The organism is Pseudomonas sp. P1_F7 (assembly GCF_056405655.1).
Genome location: NZ_JBFUBR010000026.1, coordinates 107,758 through 122,721, shown reverse-complemented (window position 1 = coordinate 122,721; position 14,964 = coordinate 107,758). Strand labels below are relative to the sequence as shown.

16 protein-coding genes and 1 pseudogene are annotated in these 14,964 nt (G+C 59.9%); 12 read left to right on the top strand and 5 right to left on the bottom strand.

Features of this window, described 5'->3' with window-relative positions; translation table 11 throughout:
• The first annotated feature begins 80 nt into the window (after positions 1 to 80).
• The 3 genes from AC1D1M_RS29175 (at position 81) to AC1D1M_RS29165 (ending at position 1,745) form a co-directional block, all read left to right on the top strand.
• Positions 81 to 1,046, top strand: coding sequence for a hypothetical protein (locus tag AC1D1M_RS29175; RefSeq protein ID WP_477778363.1), 966 nt, complete (start codon positions 81 to 83; stop codon positions 1,044 to 1,046).
• Between the two features lie 119 nt (positions 1,047 to 1,165).
• The gene (locus tag AC1D1M_RS29170) at positions 1,166 to 1,483 is read left to right on the top strand and encodes a helix-turn-helix domain-containing protein (protein ID WP_477754433.1); all 318 of its coding nucleotides are present in this window, start codon (positions 1,166 to 1,168) and stop codon (positions 1,481 to 1,483) included.
• A 10-nt stretch (positions 1,484 to 1,493) separates the two neighbouring features.
• The gene (locus tag AC1D1M_RS29165; RefSeq protein ID WP_080925349.1) at positions 1,494 to 1,745 is read left to right on the top strand and encodes an XRE family transcriptional regulator; all 252 of its coding nucleotides are present in this window, start codon (positions 1,494 to 1,496) and stop codon (positions 1,743 to 1,745) included.
• Between the two features lie 61 nt (positions 1,746 to 1,806).
• Here the strand turns inward: AC1D1M_RS29165 and AC1D1M_RS29160 are convergent, their stop codons facing one another.
• Complete coding sequence (locus tag AC1D1M_RS29160) at positions 1,807 to 2,865, bottom strand: MBL fold metallo-hydrolase (protein WP_477778362.1); 1,059 nt, start codon at positions 2,863 to 2,865, stop codon at positions 1,807 to 1,809.
• Between the two features lie 213 nt (positions 2,866 to 3,078).
• Between AC1D1M_RS29160 and AC1D1M_RS29155 the strand changes: the two genes are divergently transcribed.
• Together AC1D1M_RS29155 and AC1D1M_RS29150 are read left to right on the top strand one after the other, a co-directional pair.
• Entirely contained in the window at positions 3,079 to 3,690 is a 612-nt protein-coding gene (locus AC1D1M_RS29155; protein ID WP_477778361.1) for a TetR/AcrR family transcriptional regulator, read from the top strand.
• Positions 3,691 to 3,815: 125 nt separating this feature from the next.
• On the top strand, positions 3,816 to 4,346 hold the full coding sequence (locus tag AC1D1M_RS29150) for a DUF1003 domain-containing protein (RefSeq protein WP_477778360.1): 531 nt from the start codon (positions 3,816 to 3,818) through the stop codon (positions 4,344 to 4,346).
• A 6-nt stretch (positions 4,347 to 4,352) separates the two neighbouring features.
• Here the strand turns inward: AC1D1M_RS29150 and AC1D1M_RS29145 are convergent, their stop codons facing one another.
• A complete protein-coding gene (locus AC1D1M_RS29145) occupies positions 4,353 to 5,294 on the bottom strand; it encodes a LysR family transcriptional regulator (protein WP_477778359.1) in 942 nt (313 codons plus the stop codon).
• Positions 5,295 to 5,309: 15 nt separating this feature from the next.
• On the opposite strand from AC1D1M_RS29145, the gene AC1D1M_RS29140 reads away from it, so the two are divergent.
• On the top strand, positions 5,310 to 6,017 hold the full coding sequence (locus AC1D1M_RS29140) for a CTP synthase C-terminal region-related (seleno)protein (RefSeq protein ID WP_477778358.1): 708 nt from the start codon (positions 5,310 to 5,312) through the stop codon (positions 6,015 to 6,017).
• Complete coding sequence (locus AC1D1M_RS29135) at positions 6,014 to 6,337, top strand: antibiotic biosynthesis monooxygenase family protein (protein ID WP_477778357.1); 324 nt, start codon at positions 6,014 to 6,016, stop codon at positions 6,335 to 6,337. The genes AC1D1M_RS29140 and AC1D1M_RS29135 overlap by 4 nt, the downstream gene beginning before the upstream one ends.
• Positions 6,338 to 6,479: 142 nt before the next feature.
• Here AC1D1M_RS29135 and AC1D1M_RS29130 read toward each other — a convergent pair whose 3' ends face one another.
• On the bottom strand, positions 6,480 to 6,806 hold the full coding sequence (locus tag AC1D1M_RS29130; RefSeq protein WP_477778356.1) for a DUF2025 family protein: 327 nt from the start codon (positions 6,804 to 6,806) through the stop codon (positions 6,480 to 6,482).
• Positions 6,807 to 7,017: 211 nt separating this feature from the next.
• On the opposite strand from AC1D1M_RS29130, the gene AC1D1M_RS29125 reads away from it, so the two are divergent.
• Together AC1D1M_RS29125 and AC1D1M_RS29120 are read left to right on the top strand one after the other, a co-directional pair.
• Entirely contained in the window at positions 7,018 to 8,148 is a 1,131-nt protein-coding gene (locus AC1D1M_RS29125) for a glycerophosphodiester phosphodiesterase (RefSeq protein WP_477778355.1), read from the top strand.
• Entirely contained in the window at positions 8,149 to 8,832 is a 684-nt protein-coding gene (locus AC1D1M_RS29120; protein WP_477778354.1) for a helix-turn-helix transcriptional regulator, read from the top strand.
• A gap of 1 nt (position 8,833) precedes the next feature.
• On the opposite strand, the gene AC1D1M_RS29115 is transcribed toward AC1D1M_RS29120, so the two are convergent.
• The gene (locus AC1D1M_RS29115) at positions 8,834 to 9,721 is read right to left on the bottom strand and encodes a sterol desaturase family protein (protein ID WP_477778353.1); all 888 of its coding nucleotides are present in this window, start codon (positions 9,719 to 9,721) and stop codon (positions 8,834 to 8,836) included.
• A gap of 151 nt (positions 9,722 to 9,872) precedes the next feature.
• Between AC1D1M_RS29115 and AC1D1M_RS29110 the strand changes: the two genes are divergently transcribed.
• Entirely contained in the window at positions 9,873 to 10,181 is a 309-nt protein-coding gene (locus tag AC1D1M_RS29110) for a PepSY domain-containing protein (RefSeq protein ID WP_477778352.1), read from the top strand.
• A gap of 199 nt (positions 10,182 to 10,380) precedes the next feature.
• Here AC1D1M_RS29110 and AC1D1M_RS29105 read toward each other — a convergent pair whose 3' ends face one another.
• Positions 10,381 to 12,006 (bottom strand): methyl-accepting chemotaxis protein, encoded by a 1,626-nt coding sequence (locus tag AC1D1M_RS29105; RefSeq protein WP_477778351.1) that lies wholly within the window; start codon positions 12,004 to 12,006, stop codon positions 10,381 to 10,383.
• A 271-nt stretch (positions 12,007 to 12,277) separates the two neighbouring features.
• Between AC1D1M_RS29105 and AC1D1M_RS29100 the strand changes: the two are divergent.
• Positions 12,278 to 13,186 (top strand): annotated as a pseudogene (locus AC1D1M_RS29100) (transporter); the annotation flags it as partial.
• Positions 13,187 to 13,315: 129 nt separating this feature from the next.
• Positions 13,316 to 14,929 carry an inorganic phosphate transporter gene (locus tag AC1D1M_RS29095; RefSeq protein ID WP_477778350.1) on the top strand — a complete coding sequence of 538 codons (1,614 nt, stop codon included), beginning with the start codon at positions 13,316 to 13,318 and terminating at the stop codon, positions 14,927 to 14,929.
• Positions 14,930 to 14,964 lie beyond the last annotated feature (35 nt).

Below are 14,964 nucleotides of genomic sequence, written 5' to 3'. Positions count from 1 at the left end.
ATCGAAGTGATCTCAGTGTAGCTATTGCTTCGAATGCGCCATCACTGGAAGCTGGTCACCTAAAGGACTTGGAACCCGACATGAAATTCGACCTCGCCTACTGCCTCAGCCTCAACGACAAGTTGTCGATCTACGACGTTCGGGATCTGAATTTCGACGAGACGATGGATTTCGATTCCGCCAGGGAACACTTCCAGTGCCCCAACGATGCCTGTCGCCTGGCGTTCGATACGGCCAATGAGCTGGGCACGTTCAACGCGAAGAACGTGAATTACGTGCGCACGCCACACTTCAAGAACTTGCCGAGTACGCGGCATGTCGAGGGTTGCCCTTATGTCAGCTTGAAGACGCCGGCGTCGGGTGTGGATGAGGCGGAAACGGATGACAGTCGCGAGGAAAATTTCCCGTCGGAATTGTTACTGAGCCGGCGTGAGTATGTGCGTAGGCCGTCCAGCCCGGTGGTGATTGCCGATGTGGTTCGGGATGAGCCATTGGCGCCTAAGGCGGCTAGCAATGTCGAGCAACCGAGTCGGGATTCGACACCTGACAAAACCAGCGTTTTCGCCCATCCGGTGGAGTGTTTCGTTTCAAACTTCGACGACAAGGATTTGCTCAAGCGCGTGCCGCTGAAGATTGGCGAGCACACCGCGCCTTACGGGTCGTTTTTCAAGAAGATCGAGTATCTGCAAGACAACAAGGGGCTGATTTACTGGGGCAAGGTCAAGGAGATCAAGGACTACACCCAGAGTTTTCGCATCGATTTCGAGAAGAAGGTCTGGTTCGAGAGGAAGCCGTACTCGGTCAATGTTTACCTGAGCAAGAAGCTGATCGATAGCTACCGCAAGCGCAAGGCGTTCCTGGAGGAGATCAAGCACGCCATCGAGAGCGGGCGGGAGCTGTATTGCTTCTTTTATGGCGTGACGCCCGAGCTGAAGCAGGTGCCGAGCAAGAAAAACCCCGAGCAGACGTTCGGGGTGTTCAGCGCCAACATTGAAAATCTGGATCACTTTATTGTGCGGGAGGCGCCAGGGTTGGCGGACAAATAGGCGCAGTGCCGTTCGTCTGCCTGAAAAGACAAATCAAAAAATGCGTTTGATCCGGGCTCAAAACAACTGTACAAAAACACAGTATATTTTGACCAACACTCTCGAGCCCGGAGAACACCATGGCCTCTCAAGCGATGAAAATCACCCTGGAACGTATCGCCCTCTTCCAATTCACCCCGGCCCACTGCGCCCAGGCCCGAGCGATGCTGGGTTGGAGTGTGCAAGAGCTGTCGCGGGAGTCCCGGGTCTCGGTGGAAGCCATTCAACGTTTCGAGGCACGCCAGGAGGTGCTGGATGTCACGCGCCTGGCGCTGGCCTATCGGTTCGAATCGGAGGGGCTGGTGTTCTTCCCGGGGTTTGCGCCGGGTCGAGGGATGAATGTGAAGGGGTCTACGCCGAATCCGGTTGGGCGGGCGGATTTTGCGATGGTGGAGTGAGGATCAACAGATGAACGAAATCGACGATGGCGAAAACTGCGTTTATCAGGCACTGGGCATTCCCGATGCTGGTGATATGCGAGCCAAATCTGAATGCGTTATGAAGATTGGCCTTCTGCTGGAAAGCGGTCGATTGAGTAAGACTGATGCTGCGCAGAAGCTCGGATTGTCTGCCGAAGAACTAAACGAAATACTTCGAGGGAAGTTTCGCGACCTGAGCGTGGAAAAGATCTCGGGGTTCCTTGAGCAGTTAAAGAACTAGCGTGGCTAACTGATTTAGTTGAGCTCCCAAGCCGGTCCGCAGACCGGCCGGGATCACAACTCTACGCGTTCTGCACCACCACCCGATCACTCTCCCCTTCCACCGCCAGCCACCACGCCCCACCACGCTGCGGATGCATCAAGTTGAACGCCTCTCCCATCTGCGGCGTGGTGATCGATACGTTGCGCTCCCAGGCCAGGGCCAGGATGCGGTCGAAGGGTTCGTACCAGGCGTGCATCGACAGGTCGAAGGTGCCGTTGTGGATCGGCAGTAGCCAGCGGCCCTTGAGGTCGAGGTGGGCCTGCAGGGTTTGTTCGGGTTGCATGTGCACGTGCGGCCAGTCGACGTTGTAGGCACCGGTTTCCATCAGGGTCAGGTCGAATGGGCCGTACTGTTCGCCGATGCGTTTGAAGCCGTCGAAGTAGCCGCTGTCGCCGCTGAAGAAAATGCGTGTGTCGCCGTCGATCATCACCCACGAAGCCCAGAGGGTGCTGTTGCTGTCGAACAGGCCACGGCCGGAAAAGTGCTGCGATGGAGTAGCGATGAACTGGATGCCATCGACTTCCGTGCCTTGCCACCAATCCAGTTGGCGGACTTTGCTGGCGTCGATGCCCCACTTGATCAAGGTGTCGCCTACGCCCAGCGGGGTAAGGAAATGTTTGGTCTTGTCCGCGAGCTTCAGCACAGCCTGATGATCCAGGTGGTCGTAGTGGTCGTGGGACAGGATCACCGCTTCGATCGGTGGCAATTCTTCCAGGCTGATCGGTGGCTGGTGGAAACGCTTGGGGCCGGCCCATTGCACCGGCGAGGCACGCTCGGCGAAGACCGGGTCGGTGATCCAGAACTTGTCGCGCAGCTTGAGCAACACCGTGGAGTGGCCCAGGCGATAGACGCTGTGGTTCGGCGCGGCAATCAGCGCGGCTTGAGTCAGGGCTTGCACCGGGACGGGTGCGCTCGGGCGGGTATTTTGCGGTTTGTGGAACAGCACGTTCCACAGGATGCCCATGGTTTTGCCAAAGCTTAAACGTTGAACCGGCGTGAAGTTTTGATACTGCCCTTGAGCCTGTCGGGACGCTTCAGGTGTGGAGGCGTTGTCCGCCGGGGAGTTTGAATTGGCCATGACTGAATGACTCCAGAAAAACCGCATGACGCGATTCTCCGCTTTGGGACGATAAATGGCCAAGGCACGCACGCATTAGCCGGACTTTCTATTTTTACTGGGCAGGGTTAACAAAACATTACACTGCACAGTGTAGTTTCTAGGTTGCATCAATGTCGAGGACAAGTAAACTGCTGAGTGTAATTACCCCCTTTTCCCTGCCGAAGCGTACTTATGACAGCTCCACAGCGCCTCACCGACCGAAAACGCCAAGCGATCATTCAAGCCGCGATCAACGAATTCCGTGACAACGGTTTCGAGATCACCAGCATGGACAAGATTGCTGCCACTGCCGGCGTGTCGAAGCGCACGGTGTACAACCACTTTCCCAGCAAGGAAGAGTTGTTCGCCGAGATCCTCAATCAGTTGTGGATACGGGTGACGGCAGAACAGGAAAGGTCCTACCGTCCCGACCTGCCGCTGCGCGATCAACTGCGCATATTGCTGATGGCCAAACTGCAAATGTTGGGCGATGACAATCTGCTCGACCTGGCACGGGTCGCCATTGCGGCAACAATTCATTCCCCGGAGCGGGCGCAGGACATGGTGGCCCGAATGGGCGCGCGCGAAGAGGGACTGACGGTGTGGATTCGGGCCGCTCAAGCGGATGGCCGATTGAAGGCCGTGGCTCCCGAATTCGCCGCCCAACAGATCCATGGCCTGCTCAAGTCTTTTGCATTCTGGCCGCAGATTTCCATGGGGCAACCCGGCTTGTCAGCCGAAGAACAACACCGGGTGGCCGAGTCCGCGCTGGACATGTTTCTGGCCTGCTATCAGGTGCAATAAATGACAAGGTCGACGGCGGTGTCGATGGATTGATGGCGCTGATTTGAATGGTGCAATGTGTTTCAGAATGAAACTGGCGCTGAGGCTATAGTGAGCTTCAGTCCCAGCGCCAGACAGAGAGCATCATGACCACTAGCCACGAAACCGCCCCCCACGTCGACCACCTGCGTTTCCATCGCCCTCATGCCCACCTGGCGCCGACCTTTGGCAATGACAAGTTTGCCCTGCGCGCCGAAGCCTTTGCGCGGTTCTTCGGCACACCGACTTTTCTCGGCGCACAAACGCTGATCGTGGTGGCCTGGGTGTGCCTCAACCTGTCCGGTTTCACCCATTTCGATTTGTACCCGTTCATCCTGCTCAACCTGGCTTTCAGCCTGCAATCGGCCTATGCCGCGCCATTGATTCTGTTGGCCCAGACTCGTCAGGCCGCACGGGACAAAGCCCAATCCGATGCCGATGCGCAGCACCGCGAAGCGCTGGCAACTGCCAACAGTGAGCGACAGGCGCAAGCCGCGAAAAACACTGCGCAACTGCTGGAGCTGCTTGAGCAGAACACCCGTCTCACGGAGATGACCAAGGCCCTCACCGAACGCATCGAAAACCTGACCACGGAAATGCATCAGCACTTCGTGCGCAAGGATGAGCCAAAGGCCTGAACGGTTTCACGGCAGTTTCAGCGCCCGCCCCAACTCATCGAACAAGGTGACCACCGAACGCAAGGCGCGGCAGTCGGGACGGGTCAGCAGCCACAGCGCGGTGTCGTATCCGTGCAACGGTTCGCTCAGCGGCTGTAATCCGTCGCCGATCAAGAAGTCCGGCAACGCCGCTACACCCAGGCCCGCCCTGACCAGCTCGGTCACCGACAGCATGCTGTTGCAGCGATAGCCCGGCGTTACGCCCGGCCAGGCTTGGCGACGCCAGGTAACGGTCGGGTGATCAGGCAAAAAGTCATCCGGGGCGATCCAGGTCAATGAGGCCAGGTCAGTGGTATTGACCGATTGCAGGTATCGCTTGCTGGCGCACACGCGGTAGGAAATATCCGCCAGCCGCCGTCCTACCAGATGCTCCGGAGGCGTGCGGGTCAGGCGCAGGGCGATATCGGCATCCCGGCGGCTGAGGTTGGCAAAATCATTGGACGTGCTGAGCTCGAGCGTCAGCGCCGGATAGTTCGGCATGAACTGCGCCAACGCCGGCAACAGCAAACCTTGCAGGACCGAATCGGTACAGGTCAGGCGCACGATGCCACTGATCACTTCACCACCCTGCTCCACCCCGATGCGCGCCGCCTCCAGCGCCTGCTCGGCGCGCTCGGCCTGTTCAGCCAGGGACTGCGCCAGGGTGGTGGGCAGGTAACCGGCGCGGCTTTTTTCGAACAATTGCTGACCCAGTGCAGCCTCCAGCCGGCGCACCGCTCGAAACACCGTCGAGACATCCACCTTCAGCAGTTGCGCAGCCCGAGCCAGAGAGCCGCCGCGCACGAGTGCGAGGATCAGGGCCAGGTCCGCATAGTCCAGTCGATAGTGCGCCAGCGCATTGATCATTTGGGAAAACGCCAATATTGAGTGCGTGAACGCCAATTTATAGTGGGCACCTGGAATCAACAAGTGCAGAGGCCTCTCATGGAAACCCGCCCGATTCGCATCGCCCTGATCGGCGACTACGACCCACACGTCACCGCCCACCAGGCCATTCCCGTCGCCCTCGAAAAGGCCGCTGAACGCAGTGGCCTTAACGTGCAATGGCAATGGCTGACCACCGATGAAATCCACGCCGAGAAACCGCTGCACACATTCGATGGCTTCTGGTGCGTACCGGCCAGCCCTTACCGGAGCACGGACGGCGCATTAACAGCGATCCGCTTTGCCCGCGAACAACGGCGACCTTTCCTCGGCACCTGCGGCGGTTTTCAACACGCGGTGCTGGAATATGCGCGCAACGTGCTGGGCTGGTCGGATGCCGAACACGGCGAGACAAATCCCGATGCAGCACGGGCGCTGCTGACGCCACTGTCGTGCACGCTGGTGGAAGCGGTCGATACGATTCATTTGCTTGAGGGTTCGTTGCTCGCCCAGGCGTACGAAAGCGCCGAGATTCGTGAAGGCTATCGCTGTCGTTATGGGGTGAATCCGCAGTTCGAAGGGGAGCTGCTCAAGCGCGAACTGCACGCCGTCGGCCACGATTCGGAACACGGACTGCGGGCGGTCGAACTCAGCGGCCATCCGTTCTTTGTCGCGACCTTGTTCCAGCCCGAGCGGGCAGCGCTCAAGGGCGTCTTGCCGCCGTTGGTTGGCGCCTTTGTCGAAGCCTGTGCGGGGCGCTCGGCATGATCGCCGATACGCCGGATGCGCCTTATTACGCGGTGATTTTTACCTCACTGCGCACCGAGGGTGACCAGGGTTACGCCGAAGCGGCTGCACGGATGCTGGAACTGGCCCGTGAACAGCCGGGGTTTCTCGGCGTGGAATCGGCCCGGGGCGAGGATGGGCTTGGGATTACGGTGTCGTACTGGGCCAGCGAAGCGGCGATTCTGGCGTGGAAGCATCATCCTGAGCATGCGGCCATTCGCGAGCGCGGACGCTCGACCTGGTATGCGCGGTGTCATACGCGGGTGTGTCGGGTTGAGCGGGCCTACGGGTTCAATCAGTAACTGATTTAGAGTTCTTCAGGCCGCCATCGCGAGCAAGCTCGCTCCCACAGGGGGCGCGGGTGTACGCAAGACATATTCCCGACACAAAAACCTGTGGGAGCGAGCTTGCTCGCGATGAGGCCAGTCAAATCACCGCAAAAACTCAGCTCTGAACCAGACTGCGAACCGCCGAAATCTCCGGCACTTCCCGCCGGTTCATGTACACCCGCAACGGCTCGGTGATGTTGATCCGGTCATCGATGTTCTGGTCCAGCAGCAACTGAATCAACTCACGCTTGAGCGTCATGGTCTGCCCGGGACCCGCGACCCAGACAAATTCACTGGTCGGGATAATGCCGTCATCCGCCACGTCCATGCCGAACGAGTCTTCGCTGAAGCGCACGATGTAGTGGCCGGTCTTGCGGTTGAGGCCGACGAAGCCCTTGAGTTGGTCGGCAGCCTGGCAGATGAGCTGGGAAGTGATGCGCATGGTAAACCCCGCAATGGTGATCGTTGGTTTGCACGCAGGGCCTGCGTTTCCCTCTGCCGGGGAAATTGCAGCGCCCCAGCGTACTGCAAACGGGCGCACAAAAGCGCTGACGAAAATCAGCTTTAGACAGGTTTATGTCGGTCTCGCTATAGCGCCTGCAAAGATCAGTTGTTAAAAGGGACCGCTCACTCATTGCGAAAGGATCTCGACCATGCCCGCAACCTTTACCAAAAGCGCCCTGTTACTGAGCCTGTTGCTCGGTCTCGGTCTCGGCCAGGCACAGGCCGCCAGCGAACCCGGTCCCACAGCGCTGGCGACCCGCTTGGGAATTCCACATCCGGCGGTGATCGCCCACCGTGGCGCGTCTTTCGATGCGCCGGAATCCACCGCCGCCGCCTACAAGACTGCCCGCGACTTGGGCGCCGACTACCTGGAAATGGATCTGCAACGCAGCAAGGATGGCGTGCTGTTTGCCCTGCACGACAACAACCTGCAACGCACCACCGACGTCGCCAGCAAATTCCCCGAGCGCAAGGACAGCCCCGCCAATGCGTTCACCATGGCCGAGCTGAAAACCCTGGATGCGGGCAGCTGGTTCAATGCCGCGTACCCGGATCGCGCGCGTCCTGCCTTCGCCGGCCTGAAGATTCTGACCCTTGATGAAATCATCGATATCGCCGAGGGCAACAGCCTGCACAAGCCCGGCCTGTACATCGAGACCAAGGAGCCGAAGCAGTTTCCCGGCATCGAGCACGACCTCAAGGAAAAACTTCAGGACCGCGGGTGGCTGAGCCCGACCGGTTCAAAGCTGGCAAAAAGCGAGCTGGCGGTCGGCCAGGGCAAAGGCAAGGTGGTCCTGCAAACCTTCGAGAAGAGCAGCCTCGAACTGCTGCAAAAAGAGATGCCGACGGTGCCGAAAATCCTTTTGCTGTGGGTCGGTGAAGGCAGTATCGAGCCCAAGTCCAAGGTGACATTTGCCGAGTCCGGCGAAAAGGACAAAGCCGCTTACTACGCCAGGCAGGAACCGAAGGACAAAACCGAGTTCCAGCATTGGGTCGACTACGCCAAGGCCCAGGGCGCCATCGGCACCGGCCCGTCCGCCGCACTGACCCAGGGCGGCGACCAGAGTTACTCGGATCTGGTGCAACCCTGGATGAACCGGTACACCCACGACCAGGGCCTGCTGGTGCACGTCTACACCATCGACGATGCGGTGGATTACCAGAAAGTCATGGACGCCGGAGTCGACGGCATCTTCACCAATCGCGCCAGTGAGTTGTTGAAGTTCTATAAACGCCCGGCGGCGAGTGTCGATCAGGTGTTGAAGAACAACGGTTTTTAAATGACCCAAGGTAACGAGTGGACTGGCCAACTGTGGCTCGGGCGTGACTATGCCCTGATCCACGGTCGGTCGGGGCGCACCGCGCCCCACTCTCACTACGCCCATCAACTGATCTTCGCACCCGACAAACCGGTGACCGTTGAGCTCGACGGCACGCCTGTCACCGCCACTCGCCTGCTGATTCCTTCACACGTTCGACATGCCATTGTCGAAGCGCCGGATCCGCTGTTCACGCTGTATGCCGAGCCGCTGGTCTTTGATGCGCCGACACTCAGCCAGGCAATGTCGGACGCCGAGCAGTCTCTGCAAGGTCTCGATCAGGCGGTGCGCAACTGTTCGCGACGCGCACCGACCGACCCACGGATCGAACGCGCCATCGCTGCCATCGATATATCCCTGGCAAACAAAGTGGCCGCGCGCGCGGTAGCCGACACCGCTCATCTATCCATGAGCCAGCTACAGCGACTGTTCGTCAGCCAGGTCGGCTTGCCAGTGCGCAGGCTGGTGCTGTGGCGACGCCTGCGTCTGGCGATGGAATTGATCCTGGCGGGCGAAGCCGTGACGCTGGCGGCCCATGCGGCCGGGTTTGCCGACTCGGCGCACTTTTCCCGCAGCCTGAAAAAACTCTTTGGCGTGACCGCCCGCCAAGCCTTGCGGCATCTCGACCTGCATCTGCTGGACTGACTCAGCGACGCAACGCTGGCGGCACGAGCGGCTCTTCTGCCAGCGCTATCGACTCAAACGGGTCGAGCAACTGCGCCACATAATCCAAAGGAAAATCCGGACGACTGCCGATCCCGAGATCGCCTTGGCGAACCTGATAGTCCTGCGTGTAAAACCCGGTCCCCAGCAGCCAGTCCCACAGGTTGAAGAACAAGGCGAAATTGACGTCACCAGCTTTGCCGTACTTGATGTGGTGAAAGCGGTGCATCGGTGCCCAGGCAAAGATCCAGCGCCAGGGACCAGGGCGCATGTCGACATTCGAATGCTGCAGCAAAAGCTGGATCGCCATGGCGAACGCCAACAGCGCTGCAATATCTTGCGGGATGCCAAGCACCAGCAGCGGCAACAGCCCCGCCGAGGCTTCCAGCATTTGATGCAGCGGATGTTTCATCAAGCCGTTGAAGCCATACAGGCGTTGCACACTGTGATGGACCGCGTGCAATCGCCACAGCCAGGGCAGTCGATGACTGGCGTAGTGCATCAGGCTGACCCCGGCGTCTGCCACGAAAATCGCCAGCCCCAGTTGCAGCCATAACGGCCAGCCCCGTGGCCACGCACCATCAATCGCCAGCAACGCCACCAGAGCCGGCAATGCCAAAAGCCCGAGGGCGCCCAAGGTTTCGTTGATGAGTGCGTGGAGGATGTCCCGCCGACGATCGCCGGCGCTGCGGTTCCAGCAAGCTTCATAGGGCAGTGCCCATTCAGCCAGGAACGACACCAGCAAGGCTGCAATAAACAGCAGCATCAACCACAGCGTCGACAGGCCACCGACACCGATCAGCCACACCCCTGCCCCGATGAATCCGCCCCAGAATACCGGTGCGTACAACCCCGCAATGATAGTTTTCATCGCCACCTCCATTGATTGAAGGCAAAGCATGCGAGTTGATCCGGGCACAGAATTGAACAAACGAAGCAATCGAACGCTCAGTTTTAAGGGTGAATTAAGTTGATACGACTAACCTGATCCCACTTGAACAACTATCCCAAGGAAAGAACTCATGAAGACTTTGACTGCCCTCTTCACCGCTGCCGCCCTGACGCTCACCGCTGGTTTGGCCCAGGCCAAAGACGTTCCCGTCGACCAGATCCCTCAGCTGGTGAAGGAGGGCAAGATCAAGCCTATGGAAGAGTTGAACCAGATCGTGTTGAAGCTGCACCCGGGGGCCACCATTACCGACAGCGACCTGGACAAACACTCTGCCATCTACGAGTACGAAGTCGAACTGCGTGACGCCAGCAACGTTGAATGGGACGTGGATTTGAACGCCACCACCGGCGAAGTCCTGAAGAACAAAAAAGACGTCTGATGCACACAACAAAGAGCCGCACGGTTTTCGGATCGTGCGGCTTTTCTGCGTCTGGATGATTGATCAGGCCGACGTGCTGACCATGGCGTTTTTTTTTCCAATGTGGATTCAGCTTCAACCCGTCATCGACACCCTATATCTGCACTTGAGACCGACTGTGTACCGACTCGATAAGGAACCCGGTACACAGTCCCTTTCATCAAGCGCTCAGGCGCGCCGTCACCTCGTTCAACTGCCCCGACAAACCGTGCAGGTTGGTGCTGGCCGCTTCAGTGCGCTGCACGTTGTCCAGGTTGGTGCTGGCGATGCTGGTGATCTCGGTGAGGTTGCGCGAGATGTCTTCGGCCACCGAGGTCTGCTCTTCGGCGGCAGTGGCGATCTGGCGGTTCATATCACGGATGGCTTCCACGGCCAGGGTGATGCGTTCGAGCATGGCGCCGGCCTCGGTCACTTGCTGCACGCTTTGTTCGCTGCGTGACTGACCGCTTTCAATCGCCTGGGCCGCTTCGATTGCACCGGTCTGCACGGTCTGGATGATCTGGTTGATCTCGATGATCGACGCCGCCGTGCGCTGGGCCAGGCTGCGTACTTCATCGGCCACCACCGCGAATCCGCGTCCGGCTTCACCGGCGCGCGCCGCTTCGATGGCCGCGTTGAGCGCCAGCAGGTTGGTCTGTTCGGCGATGCCGCGAATCACTTCCAGCACTTTGCCGATACGCCCGCTGTCGGTTTCCAGCTGGCGGATGACCGTGGCGGTGTTGGCGATTTCGCCGCGCATTTGGGTGATGGTGTGGATGGTGCCCTGCATGACTTTTTCGCCCTGCTGGGCGGACTGGTCGGCATCATCGGCGGCCCGTGCCGCTTCGGCGGCATGACGGGCCACTTCCTGTGCGGTGGCGGACATTTCGTTCATCGCCGTGGCCACCTGATCGGTGCGGTTGAACTGCTCGTTGGTACCGCCGGCCATCACCGTGGCAATCGAATTCAACTCGCCGCTGGCGCTGTCCAGGTCCGACGCGCTGCGCTGCAAACGGTTGAAGGTTTCGGCGAGGAAATCGCGCAGGGTGTTGGCGGCCATCGCCAGTTTGCCCAACTCGTCCTGACGGGTGCTGGCCACCCGCTCGGCAAAACGACCCTGGCTGAGTTGCGCCACGTACTCGATCAGTTTGCGGATCGGCTCGACCAGATGGCGGTTGACCAGCCACAGGCTCAGCAGACCGATCAGCAGCCCCGAAACCAACATCACCATAATCCCCAGCATCACCGTGCGATCGGCGGCGGCGCTGATCAGTGTCGATTGCTCGGCGCCCTGTTTGCGCAACTCGCTAACCAGTTCGCTCATCTGATCGCTGGCGGTGCGGTCCACGCCCTTGACCGCCGTGTCGCCCGCCGTCGGGTCACCGCCCGCTGCCACGAACGCGTCCCGACCCTTCTGATAGGCCGCGCCCAACTGGCGATGTTCGTCACGCAAGCGCTCGATGCGGCTCTTGAGTTGTGGCTCGATGCCCTTCTGCGCGGCCAGTTCGCCGAGGATGTTTTGCACATCGCGCTGACGGGCTTCGAATTGCCCCCAGTACTTGCTCAGGTCCGCCGGTTGCTTGCCGCGCAACAGGACGTTTTTCCACTCCTGCACCTGCACCTTGAATTGCAGGTTGGCTTCATCGATCAATTGCGAGGTATGCAGCGGGCCCTCGATCAGATTGGCGTAGCGCTGCACGCCACTGGACAGGAAGTGAAAGCACGCCAGGGCGATCAACAGCATCGCCAGCAGGCTGCCGCTCAGCAGGGCGAGAATTTGTGCTCTCAGGGACTTTTGCAAAACCATCGGATGTACTCATGACAGGAATGAGGCACGCCCCGGTAAGGCGTGAAAGGTGTCCGGACTTCCCTGTCTGCGTTCACGGCCGAGGCCTGCGGCGCGCAATTCAACCCAAGCGTGATCGGCTAGCCAGAGCGGTTCTTGAGAAAATCCCGACCGCCGGTAGTGCAATCGTTTGCGTTATTTTCCTGTCACAAAAACGTCACCCTGCCTTGCGATGATGCCGCTCAAGTGAACCTGCGAAACCTGCGACAGGCGTCTCCCCTTGCGAGCCCTCATGAACCACAGCATCGATCACAGTCATCGCGACACGGATCTGTTCGGCCTGCTTTACGGTTTCAGCTTTCGCCCCGGTGAGCCCGGTCGGGAAATCAATTCCGCCGAGGCCTTGCAGTACCTGCAACAACCGGAGAGCGACGAGCAATTTCTCTGGCTGCACCTGAACCTCGCCCACGCCGCGTGCGAGCGCTGGATGAAAAGCCATCTGGATTTGCCCGAGGAGTTTTTCGAAGCGCTGCACGAAGGCTCGCGCTCGACGCGCATCGAACATGTCGATTCGGCGTTGCTGGCGGTGGTCAACGACGTGGTGTTCAACCTCAGCAATATGGTCTCGTCGGATGTCTCGACCCTGTGGGTGTGCGCCCGCAGCCGGCTGATCATCAGCGCCCGCCTGCAACCGCTGCACTCGGTGGACAAATTGCGCTCGTCGGTGAAGGCCCGGGAATGCTTTCGCTCCCCGCTGGAGCTGTTGGTGCATTTGCTGCGCGACCAGGGTGAAGTGCTGACCCAGATCGTGCGCAAGACCAGCCAGAGCGTGGACCAGATCGAAGATGAATTGCTCTCTTCGCGCCTGTCGACCAACCGCGCCGAGCTGGGCGCCAATCGCCGGGTGCTGGTGCGTTTGCAACGGCTGCTGGCGCTGGAGCCAGGCTCATTGCTGCGTCTGCTCAACCGGCCGCCGCAATGGCTGCAAAAGGAAGACGTCAAGGAGCTGCGCAAATCCACCGAAGAGTTTGCGCTGATCATCAACGACCTCACGGCGCTGGGCGAGCGGATCAAGCTGTTGCAGGAAGAGATCGCCGCCAACATCAACGAACAGACCAACCGCACGCTGTTCACCCTGACGGTGGTGACCGTGCTGGCGCTGCCGATCAACATCATCGCCGGTTTCTGGGGCTACAGGGTTCACTTCCACAGACAGGTGGCTTCAGATCAGCGGCCCTGCAAAAAACCCAAACACTGATCCAAAGCAGTCTCCCTGTAACAATTGGCAACGATTATCACTGATACACCTCCCTCCTCAGGAATGTCCGTGATGGCTACGCCCTCCTTCACCGCCGCCCCGGCACCCGCCAGTAGCGCCAAACCGCAATTCGACAAGAAACCCGGCCTGATCACCATCGTGGTGTTTTTTGCCGTGTTGGCCATCGGCTTGTTGTTTACCGCCTACAGCCTGATGCACGACATGAACGAACTCGGCACGGTGGTCACCACCTGGACGCCGTTCCTGCTGCTCGGCGTGGCGCTTTTGATTGCCCTGGGCTTTGAGTTCGTCAACGGCTTCCATGACACCGCCAACGCGGTGGCCACGGTGATTTACACCAACTCGCTACCACCGAACGTGGCGGTGGTCTGGTCCGGTTTCTTCAACTTCCTCGGGGTGCTGCTGTCCAGCGGCGCGGTGGCGTTCGGCATTATCGCCCTGTTGCCGGTGGAGCTGATCCTGCAAGTCGGCTCGTCGGCCGGCTTCGCGATGATCTTCGCCCTGCTGATCGCCGCGATCCTGTGGAACCTCGGCACCTGGTGGCTGGGCCTGCCGGCGTCGTCATCGCACACCCTGATCGGTTCGATCATCGGGGTCGGTGTGGCCAACGCCCTGATGCACGGTCGCGACGGCACCAGCGGTGTGGACTGGGCGCAAGCCATCAAGATCGGTTACGCGCTGCTGCTCTCGCCACTGGTCGGCTTCGGCTGCGCCGCGCTGCTGTTGCTGGCCCTGCGCGCGTTCGTCAAAAATCGTGCGCTGTACAAGGAACCAAAGGGCGAGACCCCGCCACCATGGTGGATTCGCGGCCTGCTGATCGTGACCTGCACCGGTGTGTCGTTTGCCCACGGTTCGAACGACGGCCAGAAAGGCATGGGCCTGATCATGCTGATTCTGGTGGGCACGCTGCCAATGGCTTACGCATTGAACCGCACCATGCCGGCGGATCAAGCGTTGCAGTTCGCGGCGGTCGCCGAAGTGACCCAGCAAGCGCTGGTCAAGGCGGCGCCCCTGCCAGCGCCGGCCGACCCACGCGCGGTGCTGTCCGAATACGTGCGCAGCAAGGAAGCGACCCCGCAACTGGTGCCGGCGCTGGCGGCGCTGACCGGCAGCATCGGTGCCCAGGTCAAGGGTTATGGCTCGCTGTCAAAAGTCCCGGCCGAGGCCGTGGGCAACGTGCGTAACGACATGTATTTGAGCAGCGAAACCATTCGCCTGATGGACAAGAACAAGGTCGGCAATTTCGACGCCGACACCAATGGCAAGCTGCAACTGTTCAAGCAACAGATCGACAACTCCACGCGATTCATTCCGTTGTGGGTGAAAATCGCCGTGGCCATCGCCCTGGGCCTGGGCACCATGGTCGGCTGGAAGCGCATCGTGGTGACCGTCGGTGAGAAAATCGGCAAGACCCACCTGACTTACGCCCAGGGCGCCTCGGCAGAAACCGTGGCGATGCTGACCATCGGCGCCGCCGACATGTTCGGCCTGCCGGTGTCGACCACTCACGTGCTGTCCTCGGGCGTGGCCGGGACCATGGTCGCCAACGGCGGCGGCTTGCAGATGAAGACCATCCGCAACCTGCTGATGGCCTGGGTGTTGACCTTGCCGGCTGCGATCCTGCTGTCGGGTAGCTTGTACTGGTTGTTCACCCAATTGTTCTAAACACTGCAACACCCTGCGGCGAGGGAGCTTGCTCC